General features: G+C 72.6%; 20 protein-coding genes. 10 read left to right on the top strand and 10 right to left on the bottom strand.

All coding sequences use genetic code 11. From position 1 onward, the window contains the following. Positions 1 to 48 precede the first annotated feature (48 nt). Both OG472_RS06220 and OG472_RS06225 read left to right on the top strand, forming a co-directional pair. Positions 49 to 1,686, top strand: coding sequence for an acyl-CoA synthetase (locus OG472_RS06220; RefSeq protein WP_405941079.1), 1,638 nt, complete (start codon positions 49 to 51; stop codon positions 1,684 to 1,686). A gap of 119 nt (positions 1,687 to 1,805) precedes the next feature. Then, positions 1,806 to 2,543: an SAM-dependent methyltransferase gene (locus OG472_RS06225; RefSeq protein WP_405941080.1), complete on the top strand. Its 738-nt coding sequence runs from the start codon at positions 1,806 to 1,808 to the stop codon at positions 2,541 to 2,543. Between the two features lie 112 nt (positions 2,544 to 2,655). On the opposite strand, the gene OG472_RS06230 is transcribed toward OG472_RS06225, so the two are convergent. Then, positions 2,656 to 3,507 carry an alpha/beta fold hydrolase gene (locus OG472_RS06230; RefSeq protein ID WP_405941081.1) on the bottom strand — a complete coding sequence of 284 codons (852 nt, stop codon included), beginning with the start codon at positions 3,505 to 3,507 and terminating at the stop codon, positions 2,656 to 2,658. Between the two features lie 107 nt (positions 3,508 to 3,614). Here OG472_RS06230 and paaK point away from each other — a divergent pair, with 107 nt between their 5' ends. The 4 genes from paaK (at position 3,615) to OG472_RS06250 (ending at position 7,124) form a co-directional block, all read left to right on the top strand. Beyond that, a complete protein-coding gene (paaK, locus tag OG472_RS06235) occupies positions 3,615 to 4,943 on the top strand; it encodes a phenylacetate--CoA ligase PaaK (RefSeq protein ID WP_401603459.1) in 1,329 nt (442 codons plus the stop codon). A 71-nt stretch (positions 4,944 to 5,014) separates the two neighbouring features. After that, positions 5,015 to 5,887, top strand: coding sequence for a YhjD/YihY/BrkB family envelope integrity protein (locus tag OG472_RS06240; protein ID WP_401603462.1), 873 nt, complete (start codon positions 5,015 to 5,017; stop codon positions 5,885 to 5,887). 72 nt (positions 5,888 to 5,959) lie between these two features. Continuing rightward, positions 5,960 to 6,346, top strand: coding sequence for a DUF4440 domain-containing protein (locus OG472_RS06245; RefSeq protein WP_405828341.1), 387 nt, complete (start codon positions 5,960 to 5,962; stop codon positions 6,344 to 6,346). A gap of 163 nt (positions 6,347 to 6,509) precedes the next feature. Beyond that, a complete protein-coding gene (locus OG472_RS06250) occupies positions 6,510 to 7,124 on the top strand; it encodes a hypothetical protein (RefSeq protein ID WP_405941082.1) in 615 nt (204 codons plus the stop codon). A 49-nt stretch (positions 7,125 to 7,173) separates the two neighbouring features. Here the strand turns inward: OG472_RS06250 and OG472_RS06255 are convergent, their stop codons facing one another. Continuing rightward, positions 7,174 to 8,736, bottom strand: a complete 1,563-nt coding sequence (locus OG472_RS06255; RefSeq protein ID WP_405941083.1) for a fatty acyl-CoA synthetase — start codon at positions 8,734 to 8,736, stop codon at positions 7,174 to 7,176. Positions 8,737 to 8,893: 157 nt separating this feature from the next. Here OG472_RS06255 and OG472_RS06260 point away from each other — a divergent pair, with 157 nt between their 5' ends. After that, on the top strand, positions 8,894 to 11,368 hold the full coding sequence (locus OG472_RS06260) for a penicillin acylase family protein (RefSeq protein ID WP_405941084.1): 2,475 nt from the start codon (positions 8,894 to 8,896) through the stop codon (positions 11,366 to 11,368). 27 nt (positions 11,369 to 11,395) lie between these two features. Here the strand turns inward: OG472_RS06260 and OG472_RS06265 are convergent, their stop codons facing one another. Beyond that, entirely contained in the window at positions 11,396 to 12,526 is a 1,131-nt protein-coding gene (locus tag OG472_RS06265) for a calcium:proton antiporter (protein WP_401603475.1), read from the bottom strand. Positions 12,527 to 12,656: 130 nt separating this feature from the next. Here OG472_RS06265 and OG472_RS06270 point away from each other — a divergent pair, with 130 nt between their 5' ends. Next, complete coding sequence (locus tag OG472_RS06270; protein WP_405941085.1) at positions 12,657 to 13,406, top strand: hypothetical protein; 750 nt, start codon at positions 12,657 to 12,659, stop codon at positions 13,404 to 13,406. Between the two features lie 70 nt (positions 13,407 to 13,476). Here OG472_RS06270 and OG472_RS06275 read toward each other — a convergent pair whose 3' ends face one another. Next, on the bottom strand, positions 13,477 to 15,030 hold the full coding sequence (locus tag OG472_RS06275; protein WP_405941086.1) for an acyl-CoA synthetase: 1,554 nt from the start codon (positions 15,028 to 15,030) through the stop codon (positions 13,477 to 13,479). Positions 15,031 to 15,044: 14 nt separating this feature from the next. Next, positions 15,045 to 16,151, bottom strand: coding sequence for an NAD(P)H-dependent flavin oxidoreductase (locus OG472_RS06280; protein WP_405941087.1), 1,107 nt, complete (start codon positions 16,149 to 16,151; stop codon positions 15,045 to 15,047). Between the two features lie 324 nt (positions 16,152 to 16,475). On the opposite strand from OG472_RS06280, the gene OG472_RS06285 reads away from it, so the two are divergent. Continuing rightward, a complete protein-coding gene (locus OG472_RS06285; RefSeq protein WP_405941088.1) occupies positions 16,476 to 18,464 on the top strand; it encodes a serine hydrolase in 1,989 nt (662 codons plus the stop codon). Between the two features lie 71 nt (positions 18,465 to 18,535). Here the strand turns inward: OG472_RS06285 and OG472_RS06290 are convergent, their stop codons facing one another. After that, positions 18,536 to 19,435: an RNA polymerase sigma-70 factor gene (locus tag OG472_RS06290; RefSeq protein ID WP_405941089.1), complete on the bottom strand. Its 900-nt coding sequence runs from the start codon at positions 19,433 to 19,435 to the stop codon at positions 18,536 to 18,538. Positions 19,436 to 19,630: 195 nt separating this feature from the next. Here OG472_RS06290 and OG472_RS06295 point away from each other — a divergent pair, with 195 nt between their 5' ends. Continuing rightward, positions 19,631 to 20,689: an NAD(P)/FAD-dependent oxidoreductase gene (locus OG472_RS06295; protein WP_405941090.1), complete on the top strand. Its 1,059-nt coding sequence runs from the start codon at positions 19,631 to 19,633 to the stop codon at positions 20,687 to 20,689. 7 nt (positions 20,690 to 20,696) lie between these two features. Here the strand turns inward: OG472_RS06295 and OG472_RS06300 are convergent, their stop codons facing one another. The 4 genes from OG472_RS06300 to OG472_RS06315 form a co-directional block, all read right to left on the bottom strand. Continuing rightward, positions 20,697 to 21,398: a DNA alkylation repair protein gene (locus tag OG472_RS06300; RefSeq protein ID WP_405941091.1), complete on the bottom strand. Its 702-nt coding sequence runs from the start codon at positions 21,396 to 21,398 to the stop codon at positions 20,697 to 20,699. Positions 21,399 to 21,561: 163 nt separating this feature from the next. Then, complete coding sequence (locus OG472_RS06305; protein ID WP_401603495.1) at positions 21,562 to 22,179, bottom strand: GNAT family N-acetyltransferase; 618 nt, start codon at positions 22,177 to 22,179, stop codon at positions 21,562 to 21,564. A 108-nt stretch (positions 22,180 to 22,287) separates the two neighbouring features. Next, positions 22,288 to 22,665 (bottom strand): VOC family protein, encoded by a 378-nt coding sequence (locus tag OG472_RS06310; protein ID WP_401603497.1) that lies wholly within the window; start codon positions 22,663 to 22,665, stop codon positions 22,288 to 22,290. Between the two features lie 9 nt (positions 22,666 to 22,674). Next, the gene (locus OG472_RS06315) at positions 22,675 to 23,334 is read right to left on the bottom strand and encodes a TetR/AcrR family transcriptional regulator (protein WP_405828360.1); all 660 of its coding nucleotides are present in this window, start codon (positions 23,332 to 23,334) and stop codon (positions 22,675 to 22,677) included. Positions 23,335 to 23,400 lie beyond the last annotated feature (66 nt).

The following is a 23,400-nucleotide window of genomic DNA, read 5'->3' on the forward strand; positions in this document are numbered from 1 at the left end:
ACCAGCCACGGGGCCAGTCGTCGGGAACATTCGGGGTCAGGAGGAACGGTGGAGTACAACCTTGCCGACCTGTTCGAGTCGGTTGTGGACGTGGTCCCGGACCGTGAGGCCCTCGTCTACGTGGACCACCCCGGGACCGGTGCCGAGCGCCGCCTCACGTACGCGGAGCTGGACGCGGCGGCGAACCGGATCGCGCACCACCTGCTGGACAGCGGCCTGAAGCCCGGCGAGCACCTGGGGCTGCACCTCTACAACGGGATCGAGTACCTGCAGACCGTGCTGGCCTGCCTGAAGGCCCGGCTGGTCCCGGTGAACGTCAACTACCGGTACGTGGAGGAGGAACTGGTCTACCTCTACAACGACGCCGATCTCGCCGCGCTCGTCTTCGAGGGCGAGTTCACCGAGCGGGTCGCGGCCGCGCTGCCGCAGACGACGGGGCTCCGGCACCTGATCCGCGTCGGAGAGGCCCCCGAGGGAGCCCCGGAGCCCTCGATCGCGCCGGTGGCGTACGCGGACGCCGAGACGGCCGGCTCGCCCGAGCGGGGCTTCCCGCCGCGCAGCCCCGACGACCTCTTCATCATCTACACCGGCGGCACGACGGGCATGCCCAAGGGTGTCATGTGGCGGGCGGAGGACCTCTTCTTCGCCGGGCTCTTCGGCGGTGAGCCGTCGGGCGAGCCGGTGAAGCGGCCGGAGGAGCTGGCCGAACGGGTCGCGTCGAAGGGTGCCGGGCTCACCTTCTTCCCCGCTCCCCCGCTGATGCACGGCACGTCGACGCTGACCTCGTTCATCGCCTTCAACTACGGCCAGCGGGTGGTCATCCACCGCAAGTACGCGCCCGAGGAGGTGCTCCGCACGATCGAGAAGGAGAAGGTCTCCAGCGTGTCGCTGGTCGGCGATGCGATGCTCAGGCCGCTCATCGACGCGTTGAAGGGCCCGCTCCAGGGCACCGACCTGTCCTCTCTGTTCAGCGTGTCCTCGTCCGGGGCGATCATGTCGGAGACGGTGCGCGCCGAGTTCCAGCAGCTGGTGCCGAACGTGCTGCTCCTGAACAACTTCGGGTCCTCCGAGTCCGGCTCCAACGGCCGGGCGGCGGACGACTCCGGCCCGGAGAAGGGCTTCCGCCTGGTGGTCAACGACCGTACGCAGGTGGTGGACCCGGTGACGCACGAGCCGGTCGCGGTCGGCGTGCCGGGGCGGCTCGCGCAGCGCGGGCACGTCCCGCTCGGCTACTACAACGACCCGGCCAAGACCGCCGAGACCTTCTTCCAGAAGGGCGCGGAGCGCTGGGTGCTGCTCGGCGACATGGCGACGGTCGACGAGCAGGGCATCGTCACGGTGCTCGGGCGGGGCTCGCAGTGCATCAACACGGGTGGCGAGAAGGTGTATCCGGAGGAGGTGGAACAGGCGCTGAAGTCCCACCCCGACGTGTACGACGCCCTGGTCGCCGGCGTCCCGGACCCGACGTGGGGCAGCCACGTGGCCGCGGTGGTCCAGGTCCGCGCAGGTTCCCCGGTGCCGACCCTGGACGAGATCCAGAGCCACTGCCGCACCCGCCTGGCGGGCTACAAGATCCCGCGCCAACTGGTCGTCGCACCCGCCATCCAGCGCTCCCCGAGCGGCAAGGCCGACTACCGCTGGGCGAAGGCGGTCGCGACGGAGGCGGACACGGCCCCCCAGGCGTAGGGACACGGAGAGGACGGCGTACGGCGGAGGGGCCGGACCCCCGGGCGGTCCGGCCCCTCCGACCACGATGCGGGCAAAACAAGATGCGAGCGAACTCCCGCCGCTGACAGCGTGTCCGGGTGAACAGTGAACAGATATCCCGCATCGCCCACGCCGACCACCCGATCAAGGCCCCGCTCGACGACGCATCCGTGAACCGGCTCCTCGAACGCGGCGCCCCGCGTGGCGACGAGCGTGTGCTCGACCTCGGTTGCGGCGGCGGGGAATGGCTCCTGCGCGCCCTGGCCACGCGCCCGCAGTTGCACGCCGAGGGCGTCGACATCTCCGAGGAGGCCCTTGCGCAGGCCCGCTCGGCAGCGGACCGGCTCGGCCTGCAGGAACGCCTCGTCCTCCACCGGCGGGCAGCCGAGGAGTTCGTCTCGCCACAGCCGTTCGACCTCGTGCTGAGCGTCGGCGCCACGCACGCCTTCGGCGGCCTGCTCCCCACCCTCGCGGCGGCCCGCGGGCACCTGGCTCCGGGCGGCCGCGTCCTGATCGGGGATGGGTTCTGGGACCGCACCCCGTCCCCGGAGGCGATCGAGATGCTCGGGGACTTCACCGACTTGGCGACCACCGTGGACCGCGTCGTGGCCGACGGATGGACCCCCGTCTCCGGGCACGTCAGCACGCGCCGCGAGCTGGACGACTACGAATGGGCCTGCTGGGGGTCGCTGGCCTCGTGGGCCCTGGACCACCCTGATCATCCGGACAGCGCGCAGGCACTCGAAACCGCCTCCCTCCGGCGCTCCGAATGGCTGCGCGTCTACCGGGACACCTGGGGCTTCGTCTCCCTGGTGCTGCGCCGGACCGCCGACTGACCGAGCCCGGGGAGCCCCGGCAGGCCCCGGTGAGCCCAGGTGAGCCCGTCCACGGGCGGGATCGCCGGGCCGGGCGGCTCGTGGTGCGGCGCCTCGGCGGATTGGCCGGCCGTCAGGTGCCGGAGGCGAGGAAGCGCTCCACCCGGGCCGCGAACCAGGCGGCGTCGTCCAGCCACGGGAAGTGCCCGGCCCCGGACTGGACGTCGAGCGATCCCGCAGGGAACAACGCGGCGAGCCGGGCCGCCAGCGCCGGACGGGGGTTCCCGTCCAGTTCCCCGGCCAGCACCAGCACCTCGCCCGTGAGCCGCCGCAGGCCTTCCCGGGTGGCGGGCGGGTCGAAGGCGCCGGGGCCCGCGTAGGCATCGGCGGCCTTCTCGTTCTGCTGCATTCCGTTCGCCGCGCAGTGCGCCCGGGCCGTCTCGTCCCAGCGCCCGTAGAACAGCGGCGCGGCCAGGTCCCAGTCCGCCTCGCCGCGGCCGTCGCCCGCGAGGATGCGCTCGTAGGCCTCGATGGCCGTGTCGTACGGCTCGGTTCCCGCGCGCAGCCGGGCCCCCTCCAGCCGCTGCTCCGGGGTGACCGGAAGGTCCACCGCCCACGCGGTCGGGGTGACCAGGACGGTCCGGCGCAGCCGCTGCGGGTGCGCGGCCGCGTAGAGCTGGGCGAGGTTGCCGCCGGCCGAGTGGGCGAGGAGGTCCATGCGCTCCAGGCCGAGGTGGATCCGGAGTGCCTCGACGTCGGCGACTTGGTGGTCGACGCGGTACGTCGACTCGTCCGCCGGTATCGCGGAGTCGCCCGTACCGCGCAGGTCGAGCAGGATGAGACGGCGTCCGGCGGCCAGTCCGCCGAGGTCGCCCAGGTATGCGGAGGCCCGCATGGCGCCGCCCGGGAGGCAGATCAGCGGCTCGCCCTCGCCTTGCAGGTGATAGGCGAGTTCGGTTCCGTCATAGGTGGTGAAGGTAGGCATGGGAGCCATCACAACAGACGATCACTCGTTCGAGTCATTGATTTAGCCTGCCCGACCCTGGCAATCTACCGAATGATCGTTCGGTTCACTCAGGATGAGGTGACGGCATGGCGGTGCAGGCGGATCTCCACGACGAAGGCGAGCGGCTGGGCCGCGACGAGCTGGCCGCCCTCCAGCTGACGCGGCTGCGCGCGACCCTGCACCGTGCCTACGAAAACGTGCCGTTCTACCGGCAGGCCTTCGACAAGGCGGGCGTCCATCCCGACGACTGCCGCTCGCTCGCCGATCTCGCCCTGTTCCCCTTCACCGCCAAGGCCGATCTGCGGGACCAGTACCCCTTCGGGATGTTCGCCGTGCCCCGCTCCGAGGTGCGCCGCATCCACGCCTCCAGCGGCACCACCGGGCGCCCCACGGTCGTGGGGTACACCGACGGGGACCTCTCCACCTGGGCCGATGTCGTCGCCCGGTCCATACGTGCGGCGGGCGGCCGGCCCGGCCAGATCGTCCACATCGCCTACGGCTACGGGCTGTTCACCGGCGGCCTCGGCGCGCACTACGGTGCGGAGCGCCTTGGCTGTACGGTCGTGCCCGCCTCGGGCGGGATGACGGACCGCCAGGTCCGGCTCATCGAGGACTTCCGGCCGGAGGTCATCATGGTGACCCCGTCCTACATGCTCACCCTGCTCGACGAGATGGAGCGCCAGGGCATCGATCCCCGCGCCACCTCGCTGCGCACCGGCATTTTCGGCGCGGAGCCGTGGACCGAGGAGATGCGGCGGGAGATCGAGGAGCGGCTCGGCATAGACGCGGTGGACATCTACGGCCTGTCCGAGGTCATGGGACCGGGCGTGGCGCAGGAGTTCGCCTCGCACAAGGACGGCCTGCACATCTGGGAGGACCACTTCTACCCGGAGGTGGTCGATCCGCTGACGGGCGCGGTCCTGCCGGAGGGCGAGCAGGGCGAGCTGGTGTTCACCTCGCTCACCAAGGAGGCCATGCCCGTCATCCGCTACCGCACCCGGGATCTGACGCGGTTGCTGCCCGGCACGGCCCGGCCCGCGTTCCGCCGGATGGAGAAGATCACCGGCCGCAGCGACGACATGATCATCCTGCGTGGGGTGAACCTGTACCCGACCCAGATCGAGGAGATACTCCTGCGGACGGCCGGCCTGGCTCCGCACTTCCAGCTGCGGCTGACCCGGGAAGGACGGATGGACGCCCTGACGGTACGGGTGGAGGCCCGGCGGGAGACGGACGCGGAGGGGCGGGCGACCGCAGCCGCCCAGGTGGTCCGGGCCGTCAAGGAGGGGATCGGGGTCTCCGTCCGGGTCGAGGTCGTCGACCCGGAGACCCTGGAGCGTTCGGTGGGGAAGATCAAGCGGCTGGTGGACCTCCGCAGTGCGGGGGAGGTTGCGGACACGCGTCCGGGCGGCTGAAACCACCCCTTCGGGCCCAATTCCGGGCGGCTCCCGGGAGCGGGATCGCCCTCCCGGGTAGTGCATGACCTGTGACCTCGACCTTCCGGCAGCTCCACGACCGGCTCCAGGGCTCCCACATCGGGCTGGCCTGGAGCCGGGGCCGGGAGATGGAGCTGATGCACCGGGCGATGGGCTTCGCGGCCCTCGGGTTCCTCACGCTGGTGCCGCTGCTGGTGGTCGTCGCGGCCGCCGCACCCGGCAGCGGTTCCGGCTTCGGCCGGTGGCTCGGCCAGGCGCTCGGGGTGGCGCCGTCCTCGCGGGCCCGGGTCGAAATGCTGTTCAGTGCCGCGGACCTGGCACTGGAGCGGACCACCGCCTTCGGTCTGGCCGCGCTCGCCGTGTTCGGCCTGACCTTCGGCTCGGCCGTGCAGACCGGGTACGAGAAGGTCTGGGACCTGCCGACCGCCCGCTGGCACACCATGTGGCGGCACGTCGTCTGGCTCGCCCTGCTGGTCTGCTACCTCGCCCTGCTCGTCGAGATCCCCGCGCCCTCGAACGACGCCATCGGCACGATCTCCGGCACGGTGGGCGACCTCCTCGGCACCTGCCTGTTCTTCGTCGCCTCACAGCGTCTGCTGCTCGGCGGCCGGGTCCGCTGGCGGGCCCTGGTGCCGGGAGCGGTGGCGACCAGTCTCGGCCTGCTGGGGCTGCGGATCTTCTCGCAGCTGGTGTTCTCCCCGCTCATCGCGTCCAATGCGGTGACGTACGGCCCCTTCGGCACCCTGCTGGTCGTCCAGTCCTGGCTGGTCGGCGTCGGCTTCGTGGTCTACGGCGGCGCGCTCGTCGGCCGCCTCGTCCACGAACACCTCACCCTGCGGCGCCTGCGCAACAGCGGGCTCCTGCCCCCCGAGGCCTTCCCGCCCCACGCCCCGCACCCCCACTGGCCGCGCCCGCCGCACTGACCGCGCCGGCCGGGTCCCGGGCGCGTTCAACCCGGTTGCGGTGGACTCGGCCACCTGGGCGAGGATGCGCACATGAGCAGAGAAACCGACGGGGTGGATGAAGCGATCGCAGGTGAGCTGCGCCTGATGGACCCCACCGTGCGCATGTCGAAGTCGCTGGCCCGGCAACTCCTTGACCCGGAGTTCGTGGAGGTCGGCGCCTCGGGCCGGCGGTGGACGTATGAGGAAATGCTCGCCGCGTTGCCCGAGATGGACGGCGCAGCGGAAGACGGCCCGCGCTATGAGCCCTCGGAGATGATCGGCGTCATGCTGGCGCCCGGGCTGGTGCACCTCACCTACGAGACCGTGATCGGCGGGGATCGGGCACGACGGAGTTCGCTCTGGCGCAAGCGGGGTGCGGGAGCCGGGTGGCAGATGTACTACCACCAGGCCACGCCCGTTCCGCCCGAGGCCAGGTGAGCGCGCGGCTGCGGGAGACCCTTCAAAGGCGCCCGGCGGCGTCATCCTGTGGTCGCCCCCGGCTTCCGTCGCAGGGATGATCACCGGTCAACCCGGCGGCGGACGCTGAGCACCCACCCCGCACGCGAAGGTTGACGACGTCGGATCTCGCCGGGGGGCACGTATGACCACGCATGCCAGGGACACAGCAGAATCAACGGCAGCCAAGGTGCCCATCGGCGTGCCGGCCGGCCGCGAGCCCGTCGAGCCCGTTCCCCGCTGGGCGGTCCGGGTGGCCCATGCCATCCCGCTGTGTGTCCTGCCGTCCGGGTTATGGCGTGTCGCGCTGGTGCTGGGCCTGGCCGGCTACGACGCGGACTACCAGTGGGCGGTGTGGGAACGCCCGTACGTGATCGGGCTGTCCCTGGTCTCCGAAGGACTCGCGCTGCTCGCCCTCGGGCTGGTGCGGCCGTGGGGCGAAGTCGTCCCGCGCTGGGTGCCGGGGCTGCGCGGCAGACGGATCCCGATCCCGGTGGCGGTCGTTCCGGCCGCACTCGGGGCAACGCTGATCATGATGTTCTGCGCGTACGCCGTGCTGAACCAGATCTTCGGTTTCGTGGAGCCGATGAACGAGAACGGCGAGGGTTCCCCCACCAGCGGTCCGGCCGCCTGGGCGCTGTGGACGGCGTACGCCCCGCTCCTCGCCTGGGGCCCGCTCCTGGCGATCCTCACCGTCGCGTACCACCGACGCCGCCGGGCGAACGAGACATCGGCTGCCGCTCCGCCCTCAGCCGGATAGGGGCCCGGCGGTGGCCGGGCGCGGGCCGGGCCCGAGCCGGGAGAGCGGCCTAGGAGTCGGAGGTGTCCGCGAAGCGGTCGCGGAGTTCCCGCTTGAGGATCTTGCCGCTGGCGTTGCGCGGGAGGGCGTCCACGAAGAGCACCCGCTTCGGGGCCTTGAAGTGGGCGAGCCTCTCCCGTGCGTACGTCATCAGCTCCGCCTCGGTCACTTCCCCGCGCGGGACCACCACCGCCGTGACCGCCTCGATCCACCGCTCGTCCGGCAGCCCGACCACCGCAGCCTCCGCCACCCCCGGGTGCGTGTAGAGCACGTCCTCCACCTGGCGCGAGGCGACCAGTACCCCGCCCGAGTTGATGACGTCCTTCACCCGGTCCACGACCGTGAAGTATCCCTGCGCATCGCGCACCGCGAGGTCGCCCGAGCGGAACCAGCCGTCCCGGAAGGCCTTCTCCGTGGCCGCCGGGTCGTTCCAGTAGCCGAGGCACAGCTGTGGCGAGCGGTAGACCACCTCGCCCGCCGTTCCGTCCGGCACGTCCTTGCCGTCCTCGTCGACGACCTTCGCCTCGACGTGGCGCACCGGCCGCCCGCAGGAGTCCATGCGCCCCTCGTGTTCGTCCGGCCCGAGCACGGTGGCCAGCGGGCCGATCTCGCTCTGGCCGAAGCAGTTGTAGAAGCCGAGGCCGGGCAGCCGCTCGCGCAGCCGTTCCAGGACCGGAACCGGCATGATCGAGGCCCCGTAGTACGCCTTCCTCAGCGCGCCCAGCTCACGCACCGCGAACTCCGGGTGGTTGGCCAGGCCGATCCACACGGTGGGTGGGGCGAAGAGACTGTCCGCCTCCCCCGCCTCCACCAGGTCGAAGACCTGCTCCGCGACCGGTGCGTCCAGGATGGTGTTGCGCGCCCCCACCGCGAGGTACGGCAGCAGGAAGACGTGCATCTGCGCCGAGTGGTAGAGCGGCAGCGAGTGCACCGGCCGGTCTTCCTCGGCCAGGTCCAGCGCCTCGATCGCGCTCTCGTACTCGTGGGCGAGGGCCCGGTGGGTCATCATCGCGCCCTTGGGCAGGGCGGTGGTCCCCGAGGTGTAGAGCAGCTGCGCCACCCGGCCCGGGTCCGCGTCGTGTTCAAAGGCCAGCGGCTCGGCCAGTGCCGCGAGGAAGGAGCCGGGTTCGTCGCGCAGCGCCCGTAGGGGATGTCCGCCGGGGACCCGCCCGGCCAGGTCCGGGTCGGCGAGGACCAGGGCGCTCGCGGAGTCGTCCAGGATGTGCGCGAGGTCCTCGCCGGTGAGGTTCTGGTTCACCGGGACGTGGGTGAGTCCGGCCCGGGCGCAGGCGAGGAAGGCCAGGAGATAGGCGTCGCTGTTGTGGGCGAAGGTGGCGACGCGGTCGCCCTCGGCCAGCCCGAACCGCTCCCGCAGGACGGCGGCGCCGGTGGTGACGGCCGCGTCGAGTTCCGCGTACGTCCAGCTCCGGTCGCGGTAGCGGACGGCGAGGCGGTCGGGAACCCGTCGTGCGGTGTCGCGCACCAGCCCGTCGACCGTGTTGCACCGCACGGCCTGCTCCGCCCGCCCTTCCCGCACGGTCTGCTCCGCCCGTCCTGCTCGCGATGCCGTCATGGCGCGATCCTCGTCCTCCGCACTCCCAAGGTCAATAACCGGGATACCAAACAGGATGTTGACAGATCATCGGACCGGCTGCATGAGTGTGAGGGCACGGACGCACCGCCTGTCCCACGGGCAACCATGCCCATCCGCAGGCTACTTGGGAGGCACTTTGCACCTCAGCACCCGTCCGATACTCCGCCGCGTCGCCCTCACCGGCGCCGCGCTGCTCGCGGCCACGGCCGCGGTGCCGCAGGCCTCGGCGGCGACCGGTGACCGGATACCGGCCGGCGGCGGTCTGTCCGCCGTCATCCGGTACACCGAGAACGGCATCCCCCACATCCTCGCCCGCGATTACGCCCAGCTCGGCTTCGGCACCGGCTGGGCTCAGGCGGCCGACCAGGTCTGTGTCCTCGCCGACGGGTTCGTGACCGTCGCCGGTGAGCGTTCGCGCTGGTTCGGGCCCGATGCCGCACCCGACGGATCCCTCTCCTCCGCGACCCGGAACCTCTCCAGCGATCTGTACTTCAAGGGCGTCCGCGAGTCCGGCACGGTGGAGAAGCTGCTGGCGACCCCCGCCCCGGCCGGTCCCACGAAGGACCTCAAGGAGCTGATGCGCGGCTGGGCCGCCGGGTACAACGCCTGGCTCGCCCAGAACAGGACCAGCGACCCCGCCTGCAAGGGCGCCGCCTGGGTCCGCCCGGTCACCACCACCGACGTGGCCGCCCGCGGCTTCGCGGTCTCCGTCCTCGGCGGCCAGGGGCGCGGCATCGACGGCATCACGACCGCCCAGCCGCCCGCCACCCAGCCCCCGGGCGCACAGCCACCCGCCGCGCCGGCGCCGGGCGCGCCGGCGCAGGCCCGCGGCCCGGCCTCCGAGCCCGATCCGGCGAAGGCGGCCGAGGCGGCGCGCGAGTTCTTCGACACCAGCCGGTACGACATGGGCTCCAACGCAGTGGCCTTCGCCGGTTCCACCACGGCGAGCGGCAGCGGGCTGCTGCTCGGCAACCCGCACTATCCGTGGCAGGGCGGGCGCCGCTTCTGGCAGTCGCAGCAGACCATCCCGGGCAGGCTGAACGTCTCGGGCGGCTCCCTCCTCGGCACCGCCGTGGTCAACATCGGTTTCAACGAGAAGGTGGCGTGGAGCCACACCGTGGCCACCGGCACGCCCGTCAGCCTGCACCAGCTCGTCCTCGACCCGGCCGATCCGACCGCCTACCTGGTCGACGGCAAGCCGGAGAGGATGACCCGGCGGACCGTCACCGTCCCGGTGTCCGGCGGTGATCCGGTCACCCGTACCCAGTGGTGGACGCGCTACGGACCGGTCGTCTCGAACCTCGGCCCGGGCCTCCCGCTGCCCTGGACGGCCGGCACGGCGTACGCGCTGAACGATCCCAACGCGGCGAACCTGCGCGGCTCCGACACCGCCCTGGCGATGGGCAAGGCCCGCTCGGTCGCCGGGATCCAGGATGCGCTGGCCCGCACGCAAGGCCTGCCCTGGGTCAACACGATGGCGGCCGACTCGGCGGGCGGCACCCTCTTCACCCAGTCCCAGGTGCTCCCCCGGATCACCGACGAGCTCGCGGCCCGCTGCTCCACGCCGCTGGGCCGGGCCACGTACCCGGCCTCGGGGCTTGCGGTGCTGGACGGCGCGCGCGGCGACTGCGCGCTCGGCTCGGACCCGGACGCGGTGCAGCCGGGCGTCTTCGGCCCCGCGAAAGCGCCGACGCTGCGCGACGCGCCGTACGCCGAGAACTCCAACGACAGCGCCTGGCTGGCCCATGCCGACCGGCCGCTGACCGGCTACGAGCGGGTCTGGGGCAACATCGCCACCCCGCGGTCCCTGCGCACGCGCGGCGCCGTCGAGGACGTGGCGGCGATGGCCGCGAAGGGCGGGCTGACGGTGGCGGACCTCCAGAAGCAGCAGTTCGCCAACCGGGTCCCGGCCGGTGATCTGGCGGCGTCGGACGCGGCGAAGGCCTGCGCCGCCCTGCCCGGCGGCACGGCCGCCGGCAGCGACGGGAGCGCGGTGGACGTCTCGGCCGCCTGTCCGGTCCTGGCGGGCTGGGACCGTACGGCCGACACCTCCAGCCGCGGCGCGCTCCTCTTCGACCGGTTCTGGCGCAGGCTGACGGCTTCGACCGCGGCCAAGGACCTGTGGCTGGTGCCGTTCTCGGCGGCCGATCCCGTCCGCACCCCCCGTACGCTCAACCAGGCGGCGCCCGGCCTCGGGCGGGCGCTCGCGGACGCGGTGGCCGAGCTGAGGGCGGCCGGGATCGCGCTGGACGCCCCGCTGGGCGAGCACCAGTTCGTGGTGCGGGGCGGGCAGAAACTGCCGGTGGGCGGCGGCACCGAGGCGCTCGGCGTCTGGAACAAGATCGAGGCTCCGTGGGACGCGGCGGCCGGCGGGTACCCGGAGGTCAGGCACGGCTCCAGCCACATCCAGGCGGTTGGCTGGGACCGCGGCCCCTGCCCGGTGGCGCGCACCCTGCTGACGTACGGGCAGTCCTCGGACCCCGGCTCGCCGTACTCCGCGGACCAGACCAGGCTGTTCTCCCAGGAGCGCTGGGTCACGGCCCGGTTCTGCGAGCGGGACATCCTCACCTCGCCGCAGCTGAAGGTGGTCTGGGCCCGCGAGCGGCGCTGACCACGGCCTCTTCCCGGCCGCCGGCCCTCAGGGGCTGACGGCCAGGAAGAGGTACGCGGCCAGCAGCACGATGTGCACACCGCCCTGGAGCAGGGTGGCGCGGCCGGGGGCGATGGTGAGGGCGCTGACCACGACGGTCAGGGCGAGCAGCACCATGTGGACCGGACCGAGGCCGAGCAGGAGCGGGCCGGAGAGCCAGATCGAGGCCAGGGCAATGGCCGGGATGGTCAGGCCGATGCTGGCGATGGCGGAGCCGTAGGCCAGGTTGAGGCTGGTCTGGACGCGGCCGCGGCGGGCGGCGCGGACGGCGGCCAGGGTCTCGGGCAGCAGGACGAGCAGGGCGATGATCACGCCGACGACGGCGTTGGGCAGGCCGGCGTCGGCGACGCCCTTCTCGATGGTCGGGGAGACGGCCTTGGCGTCGCCGACCACCGCGACGAGCGCGACCACCAGCAGGCCGAGGCTGATCAGGGCGGCGCGGGCGGTGGGCGGGACGGCGTGGTCCTCGTTCTCGCCTTGGCCGCCTTGGCCGTCGGGCTCGTCGGCCGGCCGCTCGGTTTCCACGGGCAGGAAGTAGTCCCGGTGGCGGACGGTCTGGACGGCGACGAACAGGCCGTACAGGGCGAGCGAGGCGACGGCGGCGAAGGTCAGCTGGGCGGTGGAGAACTCCGGGCCGGGCTTGCTCGTGGTGAAGGTGGGCAGCACCAGGCTGAGGACGGCGAGGGTCGCGACGGTGGCGAGGGCCGCGCCGGAACCCTCGGGGTTGAAGACCGCGACCCGGTTGCGCAGGGCTCTGACGAACAGGGACAGGCCGACGATGCCGTTACAGGTGATCATGACGGCGGCGAAGACCGTGTCCCGGGCGAGCGAGGCGGTCTTGTCCCCGCCGTCGGCCATCAGGGTGACGATGAGGGCCACTTCGATGACGGTGACCGCGACGGCGAGCACGAGGGAGCCGAAGGGCTCCCCGACCCGGTGGGCGACGACCTCGGCATGGTGGACGGCCGCCAGCACCGCGCCCGCGAGGCAGAGCGCGACCAGCACCACCCCGAGCGCGGGCAGGTCGCGTCCCCAGCTGAGGACGAGCGCGACGAGCGCCACCAGGGGGACCACGAGGGTCCAGTCGGTCAGGGCGGATCTGCGGGTAGCCGTACTCATATAAGCAAACTTGCCAGAAATGCCCCTCAAGTGTGGTGTCGTCCGCGTCACGCGTGGCGGGAGTGTCGGGCGTGGCGGGGCGTCAGGTGCGGTGTCCCGGAAACCCGGGCACGGCACCGCAGAATGGGGCATGACCTCAGCGGACGCACCCTCGCCCTGGACCGAGGAGGACCTGAACCGCCTGCACCGCGTCGTGGTCCGGGCTTTGCAGCGCCACGTCTCCCCGGCGCCCGGGGCCGAGGGCGCCGCCGGGGGCGCGGGCCGGCCCGTACGCGGGGTGGTGCAGCCGCCGGGACGCCCGGACACCACCCGCGTGGTCCTGTGGGACGGCCGCGACCTGGACAGTTCGGTCGCCTACGACCTGCCCCTGGTCGAAGACTTCCACGACGGCAACGTCCCGTGGAGCGTCATCGCCGCGGTGCTGCGGCAGCTGGCCGCCGCCGGCCCGGACCCGGCCGCCGCCACGTCCGTGGACGGCTTGGGCATCCCCGTCGTCGACGCCCGCCCCGCGACCTGGCGGTTCATGGAGGAGCCCGTGTACGACCTCACCGATGCGCTCCACGCCGCCGTCTCCATGATCGGGTACTACGGCGGGGATCCGGACCCCGAGCCGGAGCTGCTGCTCGGCGGCTTCCTGCTGGTCGGCCCCGACACGGTACGGCTGTACGTCGACCGGACGGCCGGCGCCGCCGCGGCTGCCCGGCCGGCCCCGCGGATCGGCGTGGACATCTCCCTGCGGTACGAGGGGGGAGCCGTACGAGGGGGGTTCACCGGGACGATGGCGGCGCTGCCCTCCCTCGTACGCGACGAGCTCGACTCGAACGCCTCGGAGGCCGAGGACCCCTACTGCTCGGCGGTCTACGACTTCACCCGCTGGTGACGCGGGATCAGCGGGACGGGCAGGACGAGCGGGACCGGCGGATCGGCCCGGTCAGCCGGGTCCCGCGCGATCACATGGCCCGGTCGTGGCCCTCCCAGTACGGGTCGCGCAGCCGCCGCTTGTAGAGCTTGCCGTTGGGATCGCGCGGCATCGTCTCGATGAAGTCGACCGTCTTGGGGCGCTTGTAGCCGGCGAGGTGGCGTTCGCAGTGGTGCAGGATCTCCGCGGCGAGCGCGTCGCCCGCGACGAAGCCCTCGGCCGGTTCGATGACCGCCTTGACCTCTTCGCCCCAGTCGGCGTGCGGGATGCCGAAGGCGGCGGCGTCCGCGACGGCCGGGTGGGTGAGCAGGGCCGACTCGATCTCGGCCGGGTAGATGTTCACCCCGCCGGAGATGATCATGTCGATCTTGCGGTCGCGGAGGAAGAGGTACCCCTCCTCGTCCATCAGGCCGAGGTCGCCGACGGTGAAGAAGTCGCCGATGCGGTTCTTCTTCGTCTTGCCCTCGTCCTTGTGGTAGCTGAAGCCGCCGGTGTTCATCTTGATGTAGACGGTGCCCAGTTCCCCGGCGGGCAGCCGGTTGCCGTCGTCGTCGAAGACGGCCAGTTCGCTGATCGGCCAGGCCTTGCCCACGGTTCCCGGTTTCTTCAGCCAGTCCTCGGCGGTCGCGAAGGCGCCGCCGCCCTCGCTCGCCGCGTAGTACTCCTCCACGCAGCCGCCCCACCAGTCGATCATCGCCCGTTTGACGTGGTCGGGGCAGGGCGCGGCGCCGTGGATGGCGTGCCGCATCGAGGAGACGTCGTACGCGTCCTTCGTCTCCTGCGGGAGCGCGAGCAGCCGGTGGAACTGCGTGGGGACCATGTGGGTGTGCGTGCAGGCGTGCCGGTCGATCAGGCGCAGCATGTCCTGCGGGGTCCACTTGTCCATCAGGACCAGCGGGTGCCCGATGTGCAGGGCGGCGCCGGCGAACTGGAGGACGGCCGTGTGGTAGAGCGGCGAGCAGACCAGGTGGACGTTGCCGTCGAAGGGGCGGATGCCGAAGATGCCGAGGAAGCCCCCGAGGTACGTCTCTTCCGGGAGCTTGCCGGGCAGCGGGCGGCGGATCCCGCGCGGGCGGCCGGTGGTGCCGGAGGTGTAGTTCATGACCCAGCCGAGGGTGCGCTCCCGGGGGGCCGTCCCGGGCTGCCCGGCGAGGAGGTCCCCGTACGGGCGGAAGCCCGCGACCGCTCCGACGGCGTAGCGGTGGCTCGCGGGGAGGGCCGCCTCGTCGGCCGCGGCGGTGGCGGCGTCGGCGAAGCGTTCGTGGGCTATGAGCACCTTGGCCCCGGAGTCGGAGACGATCCAGGCGATCTCGGGGCCGACGAGGTGGTGGTTGACGGGGACGAGGTAGAAGCCGGCCTGGGAGGCGGCGAGGTAGGCGGTGAGGAACTCGACGCCGTTGGGGAGGACGACGGCGAAGACGTCCCCCTTCTGCAGGCCTGCGGCGCGCAGGCCGTGGACGAGGCGGTTGACGTCGGCGTGCAGCCGGCCGGCGGTCCACTCCTCGCCTTCGGGGGTGACGAGGACGGTGCGCTCGGGATCGGCGGCCGCCTGGGCCCAAAAGCCGTTGGGGGGCTGGTCACTCATGCTGATCACACCTCTCAGGCCCGGCCGGCGATGCGGTTGATGCGGTCGATGGCGCGCTCGAAGCCGCTGGTGAGGTCGTCGAAGACGGCCTGGACGCTGCGTTCGCTGTTCATCCGCCCGACGATCTGGCCGACGGGGGTGCCGAGCAGCGGCTGGACCTCGTACTTCTGGATCCGGGAGACGGCCTCGGCGACGAGCAGGCCCTGGAGGGGCATGGGGAGCGCGCCCGGGCCTTCCGGGTCGTCCCAGGCGTCGGTCCACTCGGTACGGAGCTGGCGGGCGGGCTTGCCGGTGAGCGCGCGGGAGCGGACCGTGTCGCCGGAGCCCGCGGCGAGCAGCTTCGCGGTGAGGGCGCGCGAGTGGAGGTCGGCCTCGGTGGTGGTGAGCCAGAGGGAGCCGAGCCAGGCGCCCTGGGCGCCGAGGGCGAGTCCGGCGGCGATCTGCTCGCCGCTGCCGATGCCGCCGGCGGCCAGGACCGGGAGCGGGGCAACGGCCTCGACGATCTCGGGGACCAGGACCATGGTGGCGATGTCGCCGGTGTGGCCGCCGGCCTCGTAGCCCTGGGCGACGACGATGTCGATGCCGGCTTCCGCGTGGCGGCGGGCGTGCTTGGCGCTGCCGGCGAGGGCGGCGACGAGGACGCCGTGGTCGTGGGCGCGGGCGATGACGTCGGCGGGCGGGGAACCGAGGGCGTTTGCCAGGAGTTTGATGGGGTAGTCGAAGGCGACGTCGAGCTGGTTGCGGGCGACCTGCTCCATCCAGCCGGTGATCCGCCAGCCGGAGGCCTCGCCTTCGGCGAGCTCGGGCACGTGGTGCTTGGCGAGGGTGTCGCGGACGAATGCGCGGTGCCCGGCCGGGATCATCGCCTCGATGTCGGCTTCGCTGATGCCGTCGACGGCCTTCTTGGCGGGCATGACGACGTCGAGGCCGTAGGGCTTGTCGTCGGTGTGCGCCTGCATCCAGTCGAGGTCGCGTTTGAGGTCGTCGGGAGCGGTGTAGCGGACCGCACCGAGTACGCCGAACCCACCCGCGCGGGTGATGGCCGCGGCGACCGCCGGGAAGGGCGTGAAGCCGAAGATGGCGTGCTCGACTCCCAGTTTCTTGCTCAGCTCCGTCTCCATGGGCGGCAGGATGCCGCAGCCCGGCATGTGAGGGAAGAGATTTTCTGATGCTGTGTCAGATTCTTTGCGGGCCGGTCGGTGCGGAGGGTGCCCGACGGGCGGGCAGATACCCACTAGCGTGCGGATCGCCTGCGGCGCGCTCGGCGGATCCGCGGGGGCCCGAGGCCCGTTCGCCTGCGGCGCACCCGGCACCTGCCGGGTCCGGCCCGGTGGCGCGGGGCGGGCGCCGGGAGCGGCGGCCCGGCCGATGCGGGCGGGGGACGGCGCGCGGTCGGCATCGGACAGCGGGCGCGGGATGCGGAATGCGGATGAGGAGGGCCGGACATGGCAGCGGACACGGGGGCCGAAGCGGTGGCGGAGGCCGGCACGGAACGGACGGGCGGCACCGGCCGCGAGCAACCGCACGAGCACGGGCCTGCGCACGGGCACGCGCCTGCACTCGGGCACGGGCACGACGGCGGGGACGCTGCGGAGGTTCCGCCCCGACAGGGCTGCGGGCGTGAGCGCGAAGGCGGGGGCGAGCCGGGGCGAGTGCTGAGCCGCCGCCGGCTCGGGGCGCGGCTGCTCGCGCTCGGCGGGGTGCTCGTCCTGCACGCCGCGCTGCCCGGCGCCGCTGCCGGGGCCTCGGGCAACCCGGCCGAGCGACGCGCGCTCCAGGGACTGCGGCTGCGGTACGGCTCCGCCCGCCAGGCCGGGCTGCTGGAGAAGCACCTCGAAGGGGTCGCGGACGAAGCCCGGCGGTTCCTCGGCCCCTCCCCCGAACACCCCTACTACGCCGGTGCGGTGGTCCTCGCGGGCCGGGGCCGCACCATCGCCCTGCACCGGGCCATGGGCGAGGCCGTGCGCTACGCGGACTACGACGGGCGGACCGACCGGGTACGGGAGTTCCCGGCGGCCGAGCGGATCGCGATGGCCGAGGACACCGTCTTCGATCTGGCCTCGCTGACCAAGCTGTTCACCTCCATCCTGGCCGTGCAGCAGATGGAGCGGGGGCGCTTGGAGCTGGAGGCTCCGGTACGCCGGTACCTGCCGGAGTTCACCGGGGGCGGCAAGGAGGTGATCACCGTCCGTCAACTGCTCACGCACACCTCGGGGCTGCGCTCCTGGGCACCCTTCTACAAGGAGTCCACACGGGAGGGTCGCCTGAGGCTGCTGTGGTCGGTGAGGCCTCAGGAGACCCCTGGAACGGTCTACCGGTACTCCGACCTGAACCTGATCACCCTCCAGCTGCTCTTGGAACAGATCACCGGTCGCACTCTGGATGTACTGCTCCACGACGAGATCACTGCTCCACTCGGGATGCACCGCACTCGTTACAACCCACCGCTCTCCTGGCGCCGGGTCACCGCCGCCACCGAGGTGCAGCGCCCGCCCTGGTCCGGCCTGGACCGCGGACTGGTGTGGGGCGAGGTCCACGACGAGAACGCGTACGCGCTCGGCGGCGTCGCGGGCCACGCCGGCGTCTTCGGCACCGCCTGGGACCTGGCGGTCCTCGCCCGCACCCTCCTCGACGGCGGCGTCTACGCGGGCAAGCGCATCCTGCGCCCGTCCTCCGTCGAGCTGCTCTTCACGGACTACAACACCGCCTTCCCCGGCGACGACCACGGCCTCGGCTTCGAGCTCTACCAGCACTGGTACATGGGCGCCATGGCCACCCCGCACTCCGCCGGCCACACCGGCTTCACCGGCACCTCCCTCGTCCTCGACCCCTCCACCGACTCCTTCCTGATCCTGCTCGGCAACTCCGTCCACCCCGTGCGCACCTGGCGGGCCGGCAGCGCGCCGCGCGTCGCCGCCGGCAACCGCTTCGCCCGCGCCGTCCCGGTCCGTACCCGGCACGGCGGCACGGCCTGGTTCTCCGGGATCGAGCCGGGCGCCTCCGGCACGCTCACCCTTCCCCCGCTCACCCCGGCCACGGCCGCCGCCCGGCTGCGCTGCGCCGTGTGGTGGGACACCGTGCCCGGCGAGGGCGCCCTGCACCTGGAGGTCTCATCCGACGGGGAGCACTGGGAACCGCTGCCCTTCAGCACCCTCCGGTCCACAGGCGGCACGCCCGAGCCATGGCCCCGCGGATCGGTTAGCGGCTGGTCCGGCCGCATCTGGCACCGCCTCGAGGCCCCCCTCACCACCACCGGGCCGGGCCGGGAGGTACACCTGCGCTTCCGCCACACCGCGACCGGCCGCTACGTCGGCCGCGGGATCTACGTGGACGTCATCCGCGTGTCGGAACCGGCCCGCCTCCTCTTCTCGGAAGACCGCCCCGCCGACGCCATCCGCCTCGAGGCCGCCGGCTGGACCCGCTCCGCGGACTAGGGCGAGGTGACGTGGTCGAGGTGACGTGGGTGCGGTGACCTGGGTGCGGTCGTCGACGGGGTCCATCGGACTCAGCGGCTCACAGCGGTTTCCCGGTCCATGCGCGTCAGCTTCTCCGGGTTGCGCACCGTGTAGATGCCGGTGATGACCCCGTCGTCGACCCGCAGGGCCACGACCAGGTCGATCTCCCCGTCGATCCGCACGATCAGAGCCGGATGGCCGTTGATCTGCGCCGGCTCCAGCGTCGACACGGGTCCCCACGCCGCCACGCCGGCGGCCAGCAGGCGGGCGACCTTCTCGGCCCCCACGGTGGGCCGCGGCATGGCTTGCTTGATGCCCCCGCCGTCGCTCAGGGCGACGACGTCCGGCGCGAGGAGGTCGACCAGGTTCTGCAGGTCTCCGGTCTCGACGGCCCGCTGGAAGGCCCCGAGCGCGGCCCGGGTCTCGGCCGCGGAGGCGACGCCGCGCCGGCGGCGCGCGGCCACGTGCGCCCGCGCCCGGTGGGCGATCTGGCGGACCGCGGCCGGGGTCTTGTCGACGGCCTCCGCGATCTCCTCGTACCCGAGGTCGAAGACGCCGCGCAGCACGAACACCGCCCGCTCGGTCGGTGCGAGCGTCTCGAGGACCAGCATCATCGCCATCGAGATGCTGTCGGCCAGCTCGACGTCCTCGGCCACGTCCGGCGCGGTGAGCAGCGGCTCGGGCAGCCAGGGGCCGACGTACGACTCCTTGCGCCGGCCGAGCGTGCGCAGCCGGCCGAGCGCCTGCCGGGTGGCGATCCGGACCAGGTACGCCCGCTGCTCGCGCACCGTGTCGAGATCGACGGCCGCCCAGCGCAGCCAGGTCTCCTGGAGGACGTCCTCGGCGTCCACCGCCGACCTGAGCATCTCGTAGGCGACGGTGAAGAGCAGGTTGCGGTGGGTGACGAACGCCTCGGTGGCGGGGTCGGGACGGCGATCGTCCTCACTCATGCCGTGTCTCCTGCTTCCTTCGGTTCCTGCTGCTTGTTCTGTCTCTTGGCCGTCGACCGTGTCACCCACAAGACACCGAAACCCGCCGTCCTGTGACACCTCGTTCCCTTTGACGCGCGACACCTGGGAGGGGTGTCACAGGACCCGGCCCGCCGGCATCTCATGTCCGACCAGTCACCGAGGCAGGAGGCCGACATGAAGGTGGTAGTGGTGGGCGCCGGATACGCGGGGATGCTCGCGGCGAACCGGATCGCCAGGAAGGTGAGGACCGCCGAGATCACGGTGGTCAACCCGCGCCCCGACTTCGTGGAGCGCGTGCGGCTGCACCAGCAGATCGCGGGGACCGCCGCCGCCGCGACGCCGCTCGCGTCGATGCTGCGCGACGGGATCGCTCTTCGGGTCGCCGCGGTCGACAAGGTCGGCGACGGCAGTGTCGTCCTCGACGACGGCGCGAGCGTCGGCTTCGACTGCGCGTTCCTCGCCGTGGGCAGCACGGTGCGGCCGATGCCGGGCACCGTCCCCGTGGGCACGTGGGAGGGCGCCGAGCAGGCCCGGGTGGCACTCGCCGCGCTTCCTGCGGGCTGCACGGTCACGGTGATCGGGGGCGGCTCGACGGGCGTGGAGACGGCGGCGGAGGTGGCCGAGGCGAGGCCGGACCTCCAGGTGCGGATCGTCGGGTCGTCGGTCGGCCGGGACTTCTCCCACCGGGCGTTCCAGCGGGTCCGGTCCGGACTGGAGCGGCTGAAGGTCGCCGTCGTGGACGACGGCGTCACGGAGGTCGCCGACGGCGTGGTGCGCCTTCGGTCGGGAGGGGAGTTCGTCTCCGGCCTGACCCTGTGGGCGATCGTGTCCGGCGTCCCCGACCTCGCGGCACGCAGCGGTCTGAAGGTCGATGCCGGGGGCCGTGCGCTCGTGGACCCGTACCTGCGGAGCGTCGACGACGAACAGATCTTCGTCGTGGGCGACTGCGCGGCCGTGCCCGGAGGCCGTTTCGCCTGCGCCCTCGCCACGCCGCAGGCGGCTCACGCGGCCGACACACTGGCCCGCCTGAGCGAGGGCCGCACGCCCGAGCCGTACTCCCTGCGTTACGTCGCGCGGGCCGTCACCCTCGGACGCAGGGACGCGGTGGGCCAGTTCACCCGCCCCGACGACTCCCTCCGGCGCGCCTGCGTCACCGGACGCACCGCCGCCGTGGTCAAGGAGATGGCGTCCCGCGGCGGGAAGTACGGCGTCCGCACGGGAACCGGCGCCTAGGGAGTCGTCACTTGTCCTGCTGCCGGCTCACCATCTCGGTGATCCAGACGGGGGCGAACGGAGAGGTGCAGCCCGGTGAGGTCGGGTAGTCCTTGAGCACTTCCAGGCGCTCGCCGATGTCGAGGGCGCGGGCGCGGTACTCGGGGTGCTCGATCCCGATCTGGGCCAGGCAGTGGTTCATCGCCCACTGCAGGCGCCCGGGGGCGTCCTTCATCTGGGTCTCGATGACGTCGAGCAGTCCGGCGAGGTCGAGGCCCTCGGGCTTCTTCGCCACGCGTTCGGTGGTGAGCGCCCAGCCGGCACTCGCGACCACCGGGTCGGGATCGGCGCACCAGGCCGCGCGCAGCTCTTCGTGGTGCGGGTTCTTCTTCACCACGTAGTTCACGAGCCAGTCGTGCACCTTGGGGGTGCGGGCCCCGCGCAGCATGGCGTCCAGCTCGTCGCGTCCGAAGGCCTTCGGGCGGCAGATCAGGGTCGCCAGCAGTCTCGCCGCGGTGTCGTCCGTCGCCCAGAGCCCGGCCGCGAGTTCCTGCTGTGTCTTCAGCCGCTTGGCGAGCGCGCGCAGCCTGCCGAGGTTGACGCCGTGGTCGACACCGTGTTTTTCGTTGACCGCGCGGGCCTTCGGGTCCTCGAGCGCGGCCAGTTCGGCCATCACCTCGGCCACCGTCGCCCCGGCCACCACCGTCTCGGCCACCACCGTCTCGGCCATCTCAGCCTCCCGTCCGTCCCGTGCGGGATGCAGCCTACGACGGAAGGCGGCCCCTCCCGAACAGGCGCCGGCGCCGTGGTCGAGCGGACGACGCGGGGCGCGCGGCCGGCTGGGGCGGGCGGTCGTCCGTAGGCAGTCGGACGGGTCCGCCCGCCCCGGTGCGTCACACCGCCCGGGTGCCGGCCGGAGGCTGCGGTTCGCGGCGCATCGCCCACAGGGTCGGGCCGCCTCCGGGCAGCCGGACCTCCTCGCGCACGGTGAAGCCGAAGTGCTCGTAGAAGGGAAGGTTGGCCGCCTTGGAGGACTCCAGACAGGCGGGCAGGCCCGCCGCGTCGGCCTTGGCCAGGCCCGAGCGCAGCAGGGCCGCCCCCTGGCCCGTGCCCTGGGCGGCGGGGTCGGCGCCGATCACCGCGAGGTACCAGTGCGGTTCCCGGGGCGTGTGCTGGGCTGCCGCCTCGACAGCGGCCCCGAACAGCTCGGCCCGGTCGCCGAGGATGGTGCGCAGCTGCTGGATGGTTTCGGCGTCGGGAACGGCCTTGGCCTGCGCCTCCGGCGGCACCCAGAAGGCCGCCGCGGCCTCGGTGAACTCGCACACGGCGTTGGAGACGTACTGCCGGGTGAAGAGCGTCGTGAAGTAACTGCCCAGTGACGCCTCGCGCGAGGAGTCGTCGGGGAAGAACCAGCGCATCATCGGGTCGTCGTCGAAGGCCCGGGCCAGGGAGCGGCTGATCAGCGCTGCATCGTCGATCGCTGCCGTCTTCGGCGTGTTCGGTATCAGCATACGGACATTCTGCATCTGATGATCTTGAACGGTTCGGGCGGGGTCCGACTTGTCGGACACCCGACACCCCGACCCCCCGACACCCGGGACCCGGACACGCGACACCCGCTAGTGGCGGACCAGACAGAAGGGATGACCCGCCGGGTCCGCGAAGATCCGCCAGCTGCGCCCGCCCTCGCCCCCGTCGAGCAGCGCCGCTCCGGCCGCCAGCACCTGCTCCTGCGCACGGTCGAGGTCCGGGACGCCGAGGTCCAGGTGGAACTGCTGCGGCCGGGTGGGGTCCGGCCAGCGCGGGGGCTGGTGGTCCGCCGCGCGCTGGAAGGCCAGGACCTGACCCGACGGCGCGTGGAGCGTCGCCCAGTCCTCGCCGACCGCCCAGCGCCGGTCCGGCTGGTTGACGTTCCCGCCGAGCAGGGACTGGTAGAACTCGGCCAGCTTCTGCGGGTCGGGGCAGTCCAGGACCACGCACTGCAGTTCAGCGATCATGACCGGATCCTATCCACCGTGCGCGAGGGCCGCGTCGATCATCCGGCGGGCGACGGAGGCGAGTTCGGCCGGGTCCGGGGCCACGCGGGAGCGGGCGAGGGCGCCGGCCAGCCGGTCGTAGAGGAGCCCGTCCGTCCAGGCGACGAGCAGCTCGGCGGCCTCCTCGGGCCGGTCGGACCCGAGTGCGGCGAGGATGCCCGCGGCCCGGGCCCGGGGCCCCTGCCCCGCCCGGAGGAAGTCCGCCTCCAGAGCGGGGTTGCGGGCCGCCTCCAGGCTGAGTTCGAAGCGGGCCAGCTGGCGCTCGCGCCCCACCGTCAGCCAGCGGTACAGCAGTCCGGCCAGCGCGCCCGCGGCCGCCTCCCGGTCCAGCACCGGGGGCGCGGACGGGCTCTCACCGCCGTGGTCACCGAGCTCCAGGTCACCGAGGTCCAGCTCGCCGAGGTCCAGGTCACCGAGGTCCAGATCGGCCAGCCGCTGATAGCAGGCGCCGATCAGGGCCGTCCTCGTACGGAAGTAGTACGAGGTGCTGCCCGCCGGCAGCCCTGCCGCGCCGTCGACCGCGCGGTGGGTCAGGCCGCGGAGGCCGGTGGCGGCCACGAGGCCGATCGCGGTGTCGGCGATCAGCGTCCTGCGGTCCGTGACGTGTGCGCTCTGACGAGGGGTGGACATCCCCTCACTCTACAGCTGTAGAGTGAACTCCATCGGACTCTACAGATGTAGAGGACGGGGCAGAGT

This window comes from Streptomyces sp. NBC_00207 (assembly GCF_045160965.1).
Lineage (GTDB): Bacteria > Actinomycetota > Actinomycetes > Streptomycetales > Streptomycetaceae > Streptomyces.

Excerpts from the sequence above, each read along its gene's own strand:
- OG472_RS06230 (WP_405941081.1), bottom strand. The coding sequence starts at position 3,507 with ATGCCTACCTTCACCACCTATGACGGAACCGAACTCGCCTATCACCTG.
- paaK (WP_401603459.1), top strand. The coding sequence starts at position 3,615 with ATGGCGGTGCAGGCGGATCTCCACGACGAAGGCGAGCGGCTGGGCCGC.
- OG472_RS06245 (WP_405828341.1), top strand. The coding sequence starts at position 5,960 with ATGAGCAGAGAAACCGACGGGGTGGATGAAGCGATCGCAGGTGAGCTG.
- OG472_RS06250 (WP_405941082.1), top strand. The coding sequence starts at position 6,510 with ATGACCACGCATGCCAGGGACACAGCAGAATCAACGGCAGCCAAGGTG.
- OG472_RS06255 (WP_405941083.1), bottom strand. The coding sequence starts at position 8,736 with ATGACGGCATCGCGAGCAGGACGGGCGGAGCAGACCGTGCGGGAAGGG.
- OG472_RS06265 (WP_401603475.1), bottom strand. The coding sequence starts at position 12,526 with ATGAGTACGGCTACCCGCAGATCCGCCCTGACCGACTGGACCCTCGTG.
- OG472_RS06270 (WP_405941085.1), top strand. The coding sequence starts at position 12,657 with ATGACCTCAGCGGACGCACCCTCGCCCTGGACCGAGGAGGACCTGAAC.
- OG472_RS06275 (WP_405941086.1), bottom strand. The coding sequence starts at position 15,030 with ATGAGTGACCAGCCCCCCAACGGCTTTTGGGCCCAGGCGGCCGCCGAT.
- OG472_RS06280 (WP_405941087.1), bottom strand. The coding sequence starts at position 16,151 with ATGGAGACGGAGCTGAGCAAGAAACTGGGAGTCGAGCACGCCATCTTC.
- OG472_RS06285 (WP_405941088.1), top strand. The coding sequence starts at position 16,476 with ATGGCAGCGGACACGGGGGCCGAAGCGGTGGCGGAGGCCGGCACGGAA.
- OG472_RS06290 (WP_405941089.1), bottom strand. The coding sequence starts at position 19,435 with ATGAGTGAGGACGATCGCCGTCCCGACCCCGCCACCGAGGCGTTCGTC.
- OG472_RS06295 (WP_405941090.1), top strand. The coding sequence starts at position 19,631 with ATGAAGGTGGTAGTGGTGGGCGCCGGATACGCGGGGATGCTCGCGGCG.
- OG472_RS06300 (WP_405941091.1), bottom strand. The coding sequence starts at position 21,398 with ATGGCCGAGACGGTGGTGGCCGAGACGGTGGTGGCCGGGGCGACGGTG.
- OG472_RS06305 (WP_401603495.1), bottom strand. The coding sequence starts at position 22,179 with ATGCTGATACCGAACACGCCGAAGACGGCAGCGATCGACGATGCAGCG.
- OG472_RS06310 (WP_401603497.1), bottom strand. The coding sequence starts at position 22,665 with ATGATCGCTGAACTGCAGTGCGTGGTCCTGGACTGCCCCGACCCGCAG.
- OG472_RS06315 (WP_405828360.1), bottom strand. The coding sequence starts at position 23,334 with ATGTCCACCCCTCGTCAGAGCGCACACGTCACGGACCGCAGGACGCTG.